Genomic DNA, 14,219 nt, shown 5'->3' with positions numbered 1-14,219 from the left:
GGACTGCTGAGCGCGGAGCGCGGAAGCTACGGCGGGTCGGCGAAGAGCGGCAGCACGCCGGCCGCGGAGAACAGGGCGTCGACGGCGGTGTCGTCGGGGTCGCCCGCGGCGGCCGTCGGCAGCACGACCGCGAGGGCGTACGGGTTGCGCGCCGTGCCGAAGACGGGATCGGTGCGCCCGGGGTCCGCTGCGGCTCCCGCGGCGCGCAGACGGCGGGCGGCACGCAGCCCGGCGGCGAGGTCGCGCTGGTCGAGGACGGCGAGCGCCAGGTCCACGGTGACCGAGCCGGCGTTGGCCGGGTCGTCCGGGTCGAACGGGGGCAGCGGCCGGAGCCGCACCTCCGTGAGGACGTACTCGGCGGACTCGCGCAGCTCCTGGACGGTGGAGATCCGCATCCGGGCCAGGAAGTCGTCGAGGTCGAGGAACCGGAACCGGGACCGGAAGTCGGCGAGGGACGCGATGTTGTCGATCGACGTGCTCACCGCCGACTCGATGCCGCCGGGGTCGACCTCGGCGACCAGGTCGAGGCGGACCTTCGCGTACAGGTCCGCCCAGACCTCCGACCCGGTGCGGGTCAGGGTGCCGCGCAGGTCGGCGAGCTCGAACCCGGGCTGGGTGCGCTGCCAGGTGAGGCTGAGCCGGTCCGCCCCCGCCAGCGGCCGCATCGGGTCGACGTCGAGCACCGTCGCCCCGGCGACGCGGTCGAGCTGCACGCCGTCGGGCGAGTAGACGGCGGCCACCAGCCGTTCGAGGTGGGGAAAGACAGGTGCGTCCGGGCCGCGCAGCAGCTCACCCAGTGTTGCCGGGTCGTTGAGCCACACTAGTGCGCGGTCGGTGAACGTCGCCATGGACCCACTCTGGGCGCGAGGCGGCGGTTCCCGACATACGCACTAGTGCGTAGGGATCCGGGTATCAGCCCGCCGGCCTGCCCGGCTAGGGGATCAGAGGGTGGCGCTGGTCAGGACGACCACCTCGGACTCGTCGGACGGCAGGTACTTGACCCGCACGACCATGCCCGGCTGGACCTGGGGCACGGCGCTCGCGTCCATCGGCTTGCGCTGCCTGAGGTCGAAGACGGAGCCGTCGGGGCGGGTGATCCGCAGGTCGATGTCCATGACAGCCCGGTCACCCTGGATCTCGCCGGTCGGGGCGAGCGTGAGCACGACCGCGCGGCCGTCGACGCCCTGTTCGGAGATCTGGAGCTGCCGAGGAGTGACCAGGCCCTTCGCGAGCCGTACCCGGTCGAGCGCGGCCTGCATCTCGGAGTGTGCGGCGTCGACGGCGAGGACGACGCGGCCGTCGGTGCTGCCGGGGCGGTACCGGACGGGCAGCACGGCGCCGGGGACGACCGCGGACAGCTCGGTGAGATCGACGAGGTTCCGGGCGACGGCTCGGAACGCCTGGCCGTCAGGGGTGTCGACGTCGAAGAGGATCTCGAGCTGCGGCTGGTCGTTCACGGTCAGGCCGGTGCGGGAGACCGAGACGACCGTGCCGATCGCCAGGGGAGCACCCTCGAAGTCCTTGGGCACCATGCCCCTGAGCTCGCGGAACGTCCCGCCCAGGCGGCTCATCGTGGCGGTGAACGGCAGGACCAGCAGGAGGATGATCGGGCCGGCCAACCAGCCGTTCCCCCAGGCGGCGGGGTCGTCGCCGGCGAGGCCGGTGGCGACGTAGACGACCGTGGCGGCGAGGCCGGCGAGCAGCAGGACGATGTTGAGGAGCTTGAGCATGGTGGTGTTCCTTTCTCGGGTGGCGCTGATCAGTGTTCGGGTGGGTCGGCGGCTACCGATCACAGGTTCCGGCCCAGGTCGGGTCTGCCGAGGAGGTCGAGGTCGCCGAAGCCGGCACGGTCGATCGAGCCGTCGGGGGCGACGATCACGAGCTCGCTGAGCCAGACGCCGTCGGCCGCGGCGGCGAGGACGACGGTGTGGCCGCCGGGACCGGTCAGGCTGCGGCCCAGGTGGTTCGCGGTGGCGACGGACGCCGTCGCCCGGCCGGTCTCGAGGTCGACGACGGTGAGGGCGAAGCCCTCGGCGCCGGGGTCGGGGCTGTGCTCGACGAGCGCGTGTCCGGTGGTGGCACCCGCGGCGGCGTTGTCGGGAAGCGCGAGGTCGACGGCGGCGGCCGGGTCCTCGAGGATGTCCTGGACGAGGCCGTCGACGTCGATCTCCCCGGGGGCGGCGGCCGCGGTGTGGTCGAGAACGATCCCGGCTCCGTAGTAGGCGCGAGTGCCGAGGACGCGCCGGCCGCTCTTTCCTTCGGTGCCACGGCTTTCGGCGCCACGGCTCTCGATGACGAGGACGCCGCCGAGCGCGTCCTCGGCGGTCGGCTCGACGCGCAGGGTGCGTTCCTCGCCGAGGGACGCCTCGGTGGAGGTCATGCCGCCGAGCTCGGGGAGGGTGCCCTCGGCGGAGAGCCGGCCGGTCCACGCCTCGGTGACGGCCTCGCCGGCTGGTACCGCTTCGAGTGCGTCGAGGTCGATCGTGTGGAACCCGCCGTCGACGTCGAGGGCCACGACCGCACCCGCTGCGGGGTCGAACCCGTAGGCGGCCGTGCCGGGACCGGCGGACTCCAGGCCCGGTACCGCACCGCCCGCGGTGACGAGGGAGCCGTCGTCGAGGTCGCGGATCTGGAGGCCGTCCTCGGTCGCGACGTAGGCGTACTCGACGCCCGCGGCCACGACGGCCGCGTCCCACGCGAGCTCGTCGGCGAGCCGTACGTCCCACCGTGTCTCGCCCGAGGCAAGGTCGACGGCGGCGAGGCGGGCCGTGAACATGCCGCCCGTGGCCTCGGCGACGAGGCCGCCGGGACCGTTTCGGTCGTACGGGACGAGCACGAGGCCGTCGGCGGAGAAGGCGAGACCGGTGCCGAGCACGACGTCCGGTTCGGGCGCGGTGAGGTGCTCGCCGATGATCGAGGTGCCGCCGATCCCCAGGGCGAGCAGCAGCATCATCGGGAGCAGACCCAGGCCGCCGGTGCGGCGTCGCCTGGGGTGGAGCGGGTGCTCAGGGGTGCCGTAGGGCGAGCGCACCGGTCGCGAGCGGGCAGGGAGTGAGCGGGCAGGGAGCGAGCCGAAGGCAGGGTCTTCAGGGTCTTCGCGGAACACAGGGGGCCGCCTTTCCTTGGGTGTTCGACGACGTCAGCGTCGCCCCACGCGGGTCCCTACCGATCACAGGTCTCCCCGGAGCCCGTGTCGCCCGACTACGCTTCGCGACATGGTCCATGGCCTCGCTGTCCCGGCGGCCGTCCCCCGGGGAATGCTCGTCGCCGACGCCTGGTCCGAGCTCGGCGACGCCGTGGCACCCCTGAGCAACGCCTCCGGGCGCCCGCTCGCGCGCACCGTGAAGCTCCTCCTCGACCCCCTCGTGCTGCGCCCGGCCCAGAACCCCCGGTTCTCCGGCGGTGTCGTCGACGCCAGGCACGTCGACGAGCTGCGCCAGGCGATCCTCGACGCGGGCCCTGCCCTCGCCGCGACCGCCGCCTGGTTCCAGCTCGTCAAGGGCGCCCGGCGCCGCGCCGGCATCACCGAGGGGCACCCGCAGGACCTGTACTTCCAGCGCTGCTTCGAGCTCGCACACCTCCACGGCGACCCCGGGGTCCTGGCGGGGGCAGCCGACATCGCGGCCGACACGGTGGCCGACGTCCACACCGAACGCGGTGAGGTCTCGGTCGACCGCCTGCGCCGCTTCCTGACCGACCCGGACCGGAGCGCCGAGCTGACCGGGCTGCTCCACGAGGCGTGGTCTCGCCGGCCCGAGCTCCCGGAGCCCGGACCCGGCCCGGGCCTGCGCGCCTTCCTCGACGACTGCGCGACCGCCCCCGACCCGCGCCTGTGGCAGGCCCTGGCGGACACGGCGGCCGGCACCGCCGAGGCCGCAGATCTCGACCGCCCGGGTGTGGCCCTCGGTCACGGCCTCACCTCGCGCGACCGCCCCGCGGCCCCCGAGCTCGGCGAGCGGGCCTCGAAGCGCGACCTGCCCCGGCCCTTCGACCGGACCGTCATGGAGCGACTCTTCGCGGCCCTCACCGCCGGCATCCGGCGCACGTCGACGGCCGGCGTCCCGACCCTGGTGACCGAGGAGATCCGGCGCACCGCAGCCCCCTGGCAGCTCGCCGAGGAGCCGAGCCGCGTCGCGATGGCCCTCGGCCGCGACGCCAGCGCCGGGCTCGGCGCCGACCGGCCGGAGCCCGGGTCGGACGCCGGCGCGCGCCTGCTGAACCGGTGGCGCCGCGAGCCGTACGTGCACCGCGTGCTGCGCCTGCCCGACGCCACCGCGCTCGGCATGGAGGTGCGCGGGGTCAGGGGCGCCTACCTGAGGCGGCTGTGGGTGCGGTTGCACGGCCGCGAGCTGCGCGGTGAGGCGACGGCGGCCGGCGAGGTGTGGGACCTTCTCGACGGGGCGCTGCGCTCGGTCGTGATGGACCAGCGGCACCGGCTCAAGCGTTCCCTCGTGCGCGGGGAGGACGGGTCATGACCGCTCTCGTGGTCGAACGGACCGTCGGGGGGATCCGGGTCGGCGTCCGCCCGCCGCACCCGGAGCGGACCGCGTTGCTCGAGGCCCGGGGAGCGTGGCTGTTCTGGGACGTCCTCGATCAGCAGCCGCATCCTGCCGCCGAGATCTTCGACGCCCGGGCCGCCGCCGACTGGCTGTGGGAGATGTACGGTCCGGACGCGGCGGCGGCGGTCCTGGAGGGTGCGGCGCAGGTCGAGACCGCATGGGAGTCACCGGTCCTCGACGCGGCCCGGGACCTGGCGCACCTGCGCTGGGCCGAGGCCTGGTGGCCTGCCTCGTATGCCGCGAGGATCCCTGCGCTACCGGGCGGGCTCCTGCGGGCCGAGATCGCCTGGCGCGCCTCCGGGACCGAGCACCTGCTCGACGACGAGGCGGCGGTGGAGCGAGCCCTGTCCGTGGTCGACCTCGGCGCGCTGGAGGCGTTCGAAGGAGCCGGAGCGCTGCGGTCGAACCTGGCGGACCTCGCCGAGGACTACGGCGCCGAGCCGGTCCGGCGGGTCGCGCCGCACCCCGAGGACTACGCCCTGGCTGCCGGCAGCGACCACGTCGCCGGCCGCACGCTCGCCTCCGGCAGCACGCCGGTGGACTGGGGCCGCGTGCCGCAGGGCCGGGTCGATGCGGCAGCGGACGCGCACTGGAAGCTGGTCCGGCGGAGCGGTGACCTGGTTGTCGTCGTCGAGGTACCCGCCGCACCGGGCACCGACCGGGGCCCGCTCGGCGCACGCATCGGCGGCGCCGCTCTCGACGTCCGGCTCGACCTCCGGTACGACCCGTCGACCAACACGTACACCGGCGAGACCGACGTGCCGCAGAGCTTCTTGATGCTGCGCGCCGCAGAGCGTCGCGTGGAGGTGCACGAGCCCGGACTCAGCGAAGCCGTTCCTGTCGAACGGCACGCGGCGATCATCGCGTACGCCCGCGGCCGTCTCACCGCGCCGGACGCGACGGTCACCGAACGCGCAGCCGGGTCGGCATGACCGACGACCTGGCCGGCATCCGCGGCAAGGCGTCCGGCGGGCCCCGATGGGCCCGTGTCAAGGAGCTGAACAACACGGCCGCGCGGCTCGCGAGCACGGGACGGGTCACCGAGGCGACCGCGATGCTCGAGGAAGCAGTCGCCCTGACGCGGGTCGACGACGCAAGCGCGGCCGGCCTCGACCACCGGGCCCGCGCGCTCGGGAACCTCGCCGCCCTCGCTGAGGGACGGGGCGACACCGGCGCAGCCCTGCGCCTCGCGGAGGAGGCCCTGGCGGCCTGCCTCGCGGCGGAGGCCGAAGCGGGCGACCGCTACGGGACGGTCGCGGTCCGCGCCTCGGTGCTCGTCAACCGTGCCCAGACGCTCCAGCTCCTGGGCCGCCTCGACGGCGCCCTGGCGGACCTCGACGGGGCGCTCGGCCTCGTGGGCGCCGCGGGCGACACGGGCGACTCGTCCGACGGCGACGGCGACGGCGGCTACCTGGCGGTCACGATCCACAACTCCCGCAGCGTGCTGCTCATCGCCCTCGAACGCTGGGAGGAGGCCGAGGCGGCCGCGCAGCTGACGCTTCGCCTCGCCGCCGAGCACGACCCACGCCTCACCGGCCACCCGTACTCCAACCTCGCCGTGATCGCCCAGACGCTCAACGACCACGACGCGGCCATGGAGTACCTCCGGCTCGCCGAACAGGTCCACGTCATGTCCGGCGACCAGGTCGCCGCAGCGCTCGCGGTGGCCAACCAGGGCCGCGCGGCCCTGCGGGCGGGGGACGTCGAGGAGGGCAGGCGGCTCCTCGCGGCCGCCGAACGGGCGCTCGACGCCGTGGAGCAGCCGCTGCGGGCCGCGGAGCTGCGCTACGCCCGTGCCCACGCGGCGTTCCAGGCCGGCGACGCGGATGCCGCGCGGGATCTGCTCGAACCCGCGATCACGGTCCTGCGCGACGCCGGGCACGCGACGATGCTCGCCGAGGCGCTCGCCCTGCGCGGCGACCTGTTCGCCGACCTGGCCGAGCTCGGCGAGGCCGAGGAGGCGTACGCCGAGGCCTGGCGGGTCCACGAGGCCGCCGGGGCCCGGTACCACCTCACGCGGATCGACATGCGCCGGGCGTTCGCCGTCGCGGCGTGGGCCGGGCTCGCCGAGGCCGAGGCGGATCGCGAACGGCTCCTCCGGTCCGCCCTCGACCTCTCGCTGCCCTCCGCCCTCGCGGCCGACGCGATCCGCCACGGCTTCGCCCCCGGCCGGTCCCGCGAGCGCTGGGCGGCGACCGTGGCGATCCCGGCGATGGCTCACGCGCTGAGCCTCGCGACGGCGCTCCGTGACGGGGCGCTGGTGTCCGAGCTCCTGGAGCACATGAGTGCCACGGTGTCCCTCCGGGTGCCGGCCACGGCCGACGTCGAACCGCCCGTCGAAGCGCCTGAGTGGCTCGGTCCCGTGGCCGGCGAGGAAGTGCTCTCCTTCACCGCTTCCGCGCTCGTCCCCGGCACCTCGGGCGACTTCCCGGCGACGCGCTTCGCGCTGCCGCCCCGGCTCCGCGTGAACCCGTGGCGTCCCTCGCTGCTGGAGCCCTGGATCCAGGAGGCGGAGCGCCGCTACGGATTCCCGATCCGGTCCGACGAGGTGATCGACACGTGGTGAGCCGCCCGACCGTGCAGCTCAAGCTCGTCGACGCCGACGGGCTGTACTACTCCTGGCGCTGGGAGCACGACCTCGGCGCGATCCAGAACGTCATGGTCGAGACCGGCCGGGTGCGACCGGCCCTGGACGCGCTCGCCGAGGCACTGCCGACACCGCTGCCCGGCGAGACCGTGGAGCAGGCGCTCCGACGCTCCCTGAACGGCCCGCTCACCGACCGCGACCGAGAAGCCGGGCTCGCCACCGCCCTGGCCCGCTCCCTGATCCCGTACCGGCTCGCGGGGGAGCTGAACGCGTACCTCGAACAAGGCCTCCGTCCGCACGTGCGCATCCAGCCCTCCGCCTCGACAGCCCAGGTGCCCTGGGAAGCGCTGCGGGTCGACGAGGGCGAGCGCTTCGTGACGAACGCCGACCTCTCGGTCCTGCCCCCGGCGACGGTGCGCAACGCGCCGGACCGCCGCAGGTCCGGGTGGAACCCTTCCGGCCCCGTCGTGGCGGTCCTGGACCCGAGGGTCCCCGGAGCGGGTCTGGAGCTCGGCTCGGTGCTGGGCCAGGTCACGGACGACTCCCCGCTGGCCGCGCTGGCCGTGCACCTGGGAACCCGGCTGAGGCCTGCCGGCCCGCCCTACTGCCGGGGCGACCTCGACCGCGACATGATCGAACCTCTCCTGGCCGACGCCGCGCGCTTCCTCTACGTCGGCCACGTGACCACCACGAAGCACGGTCTGGACGCCCGGCTCCACCTGAGCTGCGGCCCGGCGACCACCGGCCGAGCCGCGCTGGTGAACGGCCACCGGCCGCTCACCGCCGCGGACATCCTCCTCGGCCACCGCCCTGGCGCTGCCCGGGGCTGGTCGATGCCGGACCGCGTTGCGCTCATCGCGTGCGAGAGCGGCGGCGAGGTCGGCTTCGCCGAACCGGTCGGCCTGGTTGCCGCCGCCCTCCACGGCGGTGCCCGCTACGTGACCGCGACCCGCTGGACCCTTCCCACCGACGAGGGCCTGCGCCGCTTCGCCCCGACCCCGCTGCCCCCGCTCCTCCAAGAGGCGATCATCGCGGTCGACGCCGCCCACGACGCCCCGGACCCCGTCGCCGCCCTCAACGCCTGGCAGCGCGCCAAGGCCGCCGGCTGGGAGGCCGACGGCCGCCCCGAGGACAACCCCATCGTCTGGGCGGCCCTCGCCACGACCTTCGGTTGACGGTTCGGCGCTCGGCGTCCCTGTCGCCGCGGCATGTAGCATTGCGAACATACTTCCGGCGCCTGCGGGTGCCGGCGGGTCCGAATGAGACAGCGGACTGCGAGCGGCTCCCAGCCTCCACAGCTGGGAGCCGCTCGTTCTTTTTGCCGCACAGGGCGAGTCGGCCGGGGGAGGCCCGGGTCAACTCGGGCCCAAAACAAAATCGCCACGCCCCCTCGATACTTCGAGGGGAGCGTGACGATGAATGTGTCCGGAGGGGGACTTGAACCCCCACGCCCGATAAAGGGCACTAGCACCTCAAGCTAGCGCGTCTGCCATTCCGCCACCCGGACAGGTGGACCGTTCCCGGCGTTTCCGCCTTCTCGGTGCGTGGAAAAACATAGCACGCAGGTCGGGTGGGTTCCGAATCGAAAAGCGTGTGACCTGGGTCGCGTGCGATCCGCCGTACGTGCGAGCACCCGACACCGGCTGGCAGACTCGCAAGACGTGACTACCCCGCACTGGCCCCTGACCACCGAACGGCTCGAGCTGCGCCCGGTCACCCCCGCGGACGCCGACGCGTTCTACGCGTGGCGCTCGCTGCCGGAGGTGGCGCGCTACATGTTCCAGCCGCCGTGGACGCCCGAGCTCGCCGCGCGCAAGCTCGTCGACTGGTCGGGCGCCCCGTTCACCATGCCGGGTGACGTGCTGGTGATGGCGGTGACCCTCCGTGAGAGCCGGGACGTCATCGGCGAGGTGCTCCTGAAGTGGGCGCCGGGCACCGGGCAGGTGGAGGTGGGCTACGGGTTCCACCCGGACGTGGCGGGACACGGTTACGCCACCGAGTCCGTCCGCGCGGCGCTCGGCCTCGCGTTCGACGTCTACGGCTTCCACCGGGTCTTCGCGCGCATCGACGAGGAGAACACGCCGTCGGCAAGGGTGTGCGAGCGCCTCGGCATGCGGCTGGAGGCCCGCCTGGTGGAGAGCGACATCCGGCCCGACGACGGCGCCTGGGCCACCGAGGTGAACTACGCGATGCTCGCGCACGAGCACCAGTAACCCTGCTAGTCGTGATGCCGGCTGTGGTGCGGTTGTGGGGAGATGCGCCCTGCCGCTAACGTCCGCCTGGACAATTCGCCCAAAAACAATAGTGGGAGCATGGCGATGACGGTTGACGCGCCGACGGTAGCGCCGACGACAGCGGCGGAGTCGCCGACCACCCCGCAGCCCCTGACAGGGCAGCCTCTGGCGGGGGCAGGTTTCGGGGCACCCTGGATCCGCTCCACCGGCGACCTGGCGTGGAAGCTGATCGGCATCGGGCTCGCGGTGGCCCTGATCTTCTACGTGGTGAGCCTGGTCCAGCTCGTGTTCGTCGCGCTGTTCCTCGCCCTGGTCTTCACCTCGGTGCTGCTCCCGCTGGGGGACCTGTACGACCGCGTGATGCCCCGCGGGCTGGCGATGGCCGCGTCCCTGCTGACCGCGGTGCTCGCCGTCGGCGGGCTCGTAACCTACGTGGTCTCCTCCGTCGTGAGCCGGTGGGAGGAGCTCGCCACGGAGTTCGGCACGGGCCTCGAGGACCTCTCGGCGCTCGTCACCGATATCCCGCTCGTGGCGAGCCTGGGTACGCCCGGCCAGTGGCTGCATGACGGCGGCGCCTGGCTCCAGGAGAACGCCGGCTCGTACGCGGGCACCGCCGCGCAGAGCGCCGGGATCATCGGTGAGGGCGCGACCGCCGTCGTGCTCGCGATCTTCTGCACGGTGTTCTTCCTGACCCAGGGCGGCCGCATGTGGCGCTGGGTGCTGTCCCTGGTCCCCGCCGACCGGCACGACCGCTGGGAGAGCGCCGCGGTCGCGGGCTGGACCGCGTTCTCCGGGTTCACGCGCGGTATGTTCTTCGTCGCCCTGGCCGACGGCGCGCTGGCCGGCATCTTCCTGACGGTCGTGGGGGTGCCGCTCGCGCTCCCGCTGTCCGTGGTGGTGTTCCTCGGGGCGTTCGTGCCCATGATCGGCCCGGTCGCCGCCATCGTCGTCGCCGCGCTCGTTGCCCTCGCCGCCAAGGGCCCCGTGCTGGCGCTCGTCGTGCTCATCGGCATGGTGGTCGTGGCGCAGATCGACGCCAACGTCCTGCAGCCGCTGATCACCGGCAAGCAGGTCTCGCTGCACCCCGTGGTGATGGCGCTCGTCGTGGCTGGGGGCTCCGTGCTCGGTGGCCTGCTCGGCGCCGTCGTCGCAGTGCCTCTCACCGCCGTGACGTGGGCGGTGATCAGCACGCTGCGCAAGACGCCGGCACTGGTCACGACGTCGGGCACGGCGCCGGGCACGCTGTCCGGCGATGGGGCAGACTGACTCGGTGCCTGACCCCGTCCCACCACAGCACAGCGAGCCCAGCGACCCGGCGCCGGCCGAGAACGCACCACCACCCTGGTTGCGCACCTCGGCCGGCTGGTCGTGGCGCCTCATCGTGCTCGTCGCGGGCATCGCCCTGGTCTTCTGGGCCGTCACGCAGGTCCTGATCGTCTTCGTCGCCGTGTTCCTGGCACTCGTCATCACGGCGGTGCTCAACCCGCTGACCGACCTCTACCACCGGGTGATGCCCCGCGCCCTGGCCACCGCCGCCGCCATCCTGTCCGGCGTGCTGGTCATCGGCGGGCTGCTGACGTACGTCGTCGTCTCGGTCGCCGGCCAGTGGGAACGCCTCGCGGGGGAGTTCAACACCGGTATCGACCAGATCGTCGACCTGATCGAGAACAACCCGCTCCCGGTCAACGTCGAGGTGGACACGCGTGACCAGTGGATCGACGACGCCGCCGACTGGATCCAGGAGAACTCCCAGACCCTGGTGAGCCGGGCGGCAGAGAGCGCCGGATCGATCGTCGAGGGCGTCGCCGTCCTCGTGCTGGCGATCTTCTGCACCATCTTCTTCCTCGCGTCCGGCGCCGCCATGTGGCGCTGGTTCATGACCCAGGTGCCCGCCCGCACCCGGAGCAGATGGCACGCCGTCGCGGGCGCCGGCTGGTACACCTTCTCCGGCTACACCCGCGGCATCGTGCTCGTCGCGATCAGCAACGGCATCCTGGCCGGGATCTTCCTGTCGATCCTCGGGGTCCCGCTCTCGGCGCCGCTCGCCGTGCTCGTCTTCATCGGTACCTTCATCCCGCTGATCGGCGCACCCCTGGCCATGATCATCGCGGCGGTGGTGGCGCTCGCGGCCGACGGGCTGCTCACCGCCCTCATCGTCACGGTCGGCATCGCGGGCATCGGCCAGCTCGAGGGGCACGTGCTGCAGCCGCTCATCATGGGCAAGCAGGTCTCGCTGCACCCGGTGGTGGTCGCGCTGGGCGTCACCTGCGGCACCGTGGTAGGCGGCATCCTCGGCGCGATCGTCGCCGTCCCGCTCATCGCGGTCGCGTGGTCCGTGTACAGCACGCTGCGCAAGGACCCGGACGGCGTCCTGCCGGACGACGCGACCGGCCCGCCCGGCGACCTCGACCCGCCCCACGAGTCGCCGGCGACGTAGGACCGCGCCGGCTGTCCCGGCGTGTCAGTGAGCGTCCGTAGGCTGGGGGCATGGTCGATCTCTTCGATGCCGCGACTACCGACACGGCCGGCACCCCGGCAGCTCGGTCGTCGTCACCCCTCGCCGTGCGCATGCGCCCGGCCACCGTCGACGAGATCGCCGGGCAGCAGCACCTGCTGGAGCCCGGGTCCCCGCTGCGCCGGCTCATCGAACCCGCGGCGGGCGGCCGTGCGGCGCCGTCGTCGGTGATCCTGTGGGGTCCGCCCGGTACCGGCAAGACCACGCTCGCCTACCTCGTCGCCACCGTGTCCGGGCGCCGCTTCGTCGAGCTGAGCGCCGTCACCGCGGGCGTCAAGGACGTGCGCCAGGTGGTGGAGGACGCCCGGCGCCGCCTCGCCACGGGCGGCGACGAGACCGTGCTCTTCGTCGACGAGGTGCACCGCTTCTCCAAGTCCCAGCAGGACGCCCTGCTGCCCAGCGTCGAGAACCGGTGGGTCACGCTCGTCGCCGCGACCACCGAGAACCCCAGCTTCTCCGTGAACTCACCCCTGCTGTCCCGCTCGCTGCTGCTCACGCTCCGTCCCCTGGAGGCCGAGCACGTCCGGGAGCTGATCCTGCGGGCCGTGACCGACGAACGCGGCCTCGGCGGGTCGGTGGAGCTCGACGACGAGGCGACCGAGCACCTGCTGCGGCTCTCCGGCGGCGACGCCCGCAAGGCGCTCACCATCCTGGAGGCCGCCGCGGGCGCCGTGCTGTCGGACGACGTCGCGCCAGGTCCCACCAGCGGGGACCCGGCCGGCGCCGACGGCGACACCGTGCCCCGTATCCGCCTGGCCGACGTCGAGCGCGCCGTCGACGTCGCCGCCGTCCGCTACGACCGCGACGGCGACCAGCACTACGACGTCATCTCCGCCTTCATCAAGTCCATCCGCGGGTCCGACGTCGACGCCGCCCTGCACTACCTCGCCCGCATGGTCGCCGCGGGGGAGGACCCGCGCTTCATCGCCCGGCGCCTGGTCATCTCCGCGGCCGAGGACGTCGGCATGGCCGACCCCTCCGCCCTGCAGACCGCCGTCGCCGCCGCACAGGCGGTACAGCTCATCGGGATGCCCGAGGGGCAGCTCGTGCTGGCCGAGGCCGTCGTGCACCTGGCCACCGCACCGAAGTCGAACGCCGCCTACGCGGGCATCAACGCGGCGCTCGCGGACGTCCGCGCCGGGCGGATCGGCACCGTACCGCCGCACCTGCGCGACGCGCACTACTCGGGCGCGAAGCAGATGGGGCACGGCGACGGCTACCGCTACGCGCACGACTGGCCGCACGGCGTCGCGCCGCAGCAGTACCTGCCCGACGTCCTGGCCGGCTCGCGCTACTACGACCCGAGCGACCGCGGCTACGAGCGGCAGGTCTCGGAGCGGCTGGAGCGCATCAGGGGGATCCTCGGCAGCGAGGGGAAGTGACGGGCCCCACGGCAGGCCGATCGCCTGACGTGCGCTAAGATAGCCAGGTTGCCTATGGCGACCCCTGGGACCTCGGCCCCGCGAACGGGATGGTCGGATCTCTGATCCAGCCGCCCGTTCCATCGGCTGGTCCCGCACCCGGTGTGGTTCCCCTTCGCGGGAGAGCTGTGCGCGGGTGTGACCTTCATTCACTACAGGACAGGAATTCACAGTGACTTCTGTGACCCGTGCGCGCCGTCAGGTGCGCCTGAGCCGCAAGCTGGGCCTCGCGCTCACGCCCAAGGCCGTCAAGCACTTCGAGAAGCGCCCCTACCCGCCCGGTGAGCACGGCCGTGCCCGTCGCCGCACCGAGTCGGACTACGCGGTGCGTCTCCGCGAGAAGCAGCGTCTGCGTGCGCAGTACATGCTCCGCGAGAAGCAGCTGCTCAAGGTGTACGAGAACGCCCGCAAGCAGGCCGGCCTGACCGGTGAGGTCATGGTCGAGGACCTCGAGACCCGTCTCGACGCCGTCGTGCTGCGTGCCGGCTTCGGCCGCACGATCCTGCAGGCGCGTCAGCACGTGACGCACCGCCACATCCTCGTGGACGGCAAGATCGTGGACCGTCCCTCGTTCCGCGTGAAGCCGGGCCAGACCATCCAGGTCAAGCCGAAGAGCCAGGCCACCGTGCCGTTCCAGGTCGCCGCCGCCGGTGCGCACCGCGACGTGCTGCCGGCCCTGCCGGGCTACCTGGACGTGCAGCTCGAGAAGCTGTCGGCCACGATGACCCGCAAGCCGAAGCGCGCCGAGGTCCCCGTGACCTGCGACGTGCAGATGGTCGTCGAGTTCTACGCTCGCTGATCCGGCCTGCTCGGTAGTACAGGACGCCCCGTCCGCGCTTCGGCGCGGACGGGGCGTCCTGTTTTCTTTCTCGCGGCACCTGTCTTTCTCACGGCGCGCTGACG

12 protein-coding genes and 1 tRNA gene are annotated in these 14,219 nt (G+C 73.2%); 9 read left to right on the top strand and 4 right to left on the bottom strand.

Going from position 1 to position 14,219, the window contains the following annotated elements:
• Window positions 1-26: 26 nt before the first annotated feature.
• From ACNYC2_RS13040 to ACNYC2_RS13030, 3 genes are all read right to left on the bottom strand, one after another.
• Complete coding sequence (locus ACNYC2_RS13040; RefSeq protein ID WP_419707423.1) at window positions 27-848, bottom strand: hypothetical protein; 822 nt, start codon at window positions 846-848, stop codon at window positions 27-29.
• Window positions 849-941: 93 nt separating this feature from the next.
• Entirely contained in the window at window positions 942-1,730 is a 789-nt protein-coding gene (locus ACNYC2_RS13035; protein ID WP_419707422.1) for a hypothetical protein, read from the bottom strand.
• 59 nt (window positions 1,731-1,789) lie between these two features.
• Window positions 1,790-3,031: a PA2928 family protein gene (locus ACNYC2_RS13030; protein ID WP_419707421.1), complete on the bottom strand. Its 1,242-nt coding sequence runs from the start codon at window positions 3,029-3,031 to the stop codon at window positions 1,790-1,792.
• A 184-nt stretch (window positions 3,032-3,215) separates the two neighbouring features.
• Here ACNYC2_RS13030 and ACNYC2_RS13025 point away from each other — a divergent pair, with 184 nt between their 5' ends.
• From ACNYC2_RS13025 to ACNYC2_RS13010, 4 genes are read left to right on the top strand one after another with little or no spacing between them, the layout of a single operon-like run.
• Complete coding sequence (locus ACNYC2_RS13025; protein ID WP_419707420.1) at window positions 3,216-4,475, top strand: hypothetical protein; 1,260 nt, start codon at window positions 3,216-3,218, stop codon at window positions 4,473-4,475.
• Entirely contained in the window at window positions 4,472-5,491 is a 1,020-nt protein-coding gene (locus tag ACNYC2_RS13020; protein WP_419707419.1) for a hypothetical protein, read from the top strand. The genes ACNYC2_RS13025 and ACNYC2_RS13020 overlap by 4 nt, the downstream gene beginning before the upstream one ends.
• Window positions 5,488-7,125 carry a tetratricopeptide repeat protein gene (locus ACNYC2_RS13015; RefSeq protein ID WP_419707418.1) on the top strand — a complete coding sequence of 546 codons (1,638 nt, stop codon included), beginning with the start codon at window positions 5,488-5,490 and terminating at the stop codon, window positions 7,123-7,125. Before ACNYC2_RS13020 ends, ACNYC2_RS13015 begins: the two co-directional genes overlap by 4 nt.
• Entirely contained in the window at window positions 7,122-8,321 is a 1,200-nt protein-coding gene (locus ACNYC2_RS13010; RefSeq protein WP_419707417.1) for a CHAT domain-containing protein, read from the top strand. Before ACNYC2_RS13015 ends, ACNYC2_RS13010 begins: the two co-directional genes overlap by 4 nt.
• A 247-nt stretch (window positions 8,322-8,568) precedes the next feature.
• Here ACNYC2_RS13010 and ACNYC2_RS13005 read toward each other — a convergent pair.
• Window positions 8,569-8,653, bottom strand: a tRNA-Leu gene (locus ACNYC2_RS13005).
• Between the two features lie 154 nt (window positions 8,654-8,807).
• On the opposite strand from ACNYC2_RS13005, the gene ACNYC2_RS13000 reads away from it, so the two are divergent.
• The 5 genes from ACNYC2_RS13000 (at window position 8,808) to rpsD (ending at window position 14,115) form a co-directional block, all read left to right on the top strand.
• Entirely contained in the window at window positions 8,808-9,359 is a 552-nt protein-coding gene (locus tag ACNYC2_RS13000; protein WP_419707416.1) for a GNAT family N-acetyltransferase, read from the top strand.
• A 99-nt stretch (window positions 9,360-9,458) separates the two neighbouring features.
• Entirely contained in the window at window positions 9,459-10,646 is a 1,188-nt protein-coding gene (locus tag ACNYC2_RS12995) for an AI-2E family transporter (protein ID WP_419707415.1), read from the top strand.
• A gap of 4 nt (window positions 10,647-10,650) precedes the next feature.
• On the top strand, window positions 10,651-11,817 hold the full coding sequence (locus ACNYC2_RS12990) for an AI-2E family transporter (RefSeq protein WP_419707414.1): 1,167 nt from the start codon (window positions 10,651-10,653) through the stop codon (window positions 11,815-11,817).
• A gap of 50 nt (window positions 11,818-11,867) precedes the next feature.
• Entirely contained in the window at window positions 11,868-13,277 is a 1,410-nt protein-coding gene (locus ACNYC2_RS12985) for a replication-associated recombination protein A (protein WP_419707413.1), read from the top strand.
• 211 nt (window positions 13,278-13,488) lie between these two features.
• Complete coding sequence (gene rpsD / locus ACNYC2_RS12980) at window positions 13,489-14,115, top strand: 30S ribosomal protein S4 (RefSeq protein ID WP_275004421.1); 627 nt, start codon at window positions 13,489-13,491, stop codon at window positions 14,113-14,115.
• Window positions 14,116-14,219 lie beyond the last annotated feature (104 nt).

This window comes from Promicromonospora sp. NFX87 (assembly GCF_048564965.1).
In the GTDB taxonomy this organism is placed as follows: Bacteria; Actinomycetota; Actinomycetes; order Actinomycetales; family Cellulomonadaceae; genus Promicromonospora.
The sequence above is the reverse complement of the archived record's forward strand: the minus strand, read 5'-3'. Positions and strand labels throughout refer to the sequence as shown.

What these genes read in the sequence shown, in the direction of transcription:
- ACNYC2_RS13040 (WP_419707423.1), bottom strand. Translation starts at nt 848, where the DNA reads ATGGCGACGTTCACCGACCGCGCACTAGTGTGGCTCAACGACCCGGCA.
- ACNYC2_RS13035 (WP_419707422.1), bottom strand. Translation starts at nt 1,730, where the DNA reads ATGCTCAAGCTCCTCAACATCGTCCTGCTGCTCGCCGGCCTCGCCGCC.
- ACNYC2_RS13025 (WP_419707420.1), top strand. Translation starts at nt 3,216, where the DNA reads ATGGTCCATGGCCTCGCTGTCCCGGCGGCCGTCCCCCGGGGAATGCTC.
- ACNYC2_RS13020 (WP_419707419.1), top strand. Translation starts at nt 4,472, where the DNA reads ATGACCGCTCTCGTGGTCGAACGGACCGTCGGGGGGATCCGGGTCGGC.
- ACNYC2_RS13015 (WP_419707418.1), top strand. Translation starts at nt 5,488, where the DNA reads ATGACCGACGACCTGGCCGGCATCCGCGGCAAGGCGTCCGGCGGGCCC.
- ACNYC2_RS12995 (WP_419707415.1), top strand. Translation starts at nt 9,459, where the DNA reads ATGGCGATGACGGTTGACGCGCCGACGGTAGCGCCGACGACAGCGGCG.
- ACNYC2_RS12985 (WP_419707413.1), top strand. Translation starts at nt 11,868, where the DNA reads ATGGTCGATCTCTTCGATGCCGCGACTACCGACACGGCCGGCACCCCG.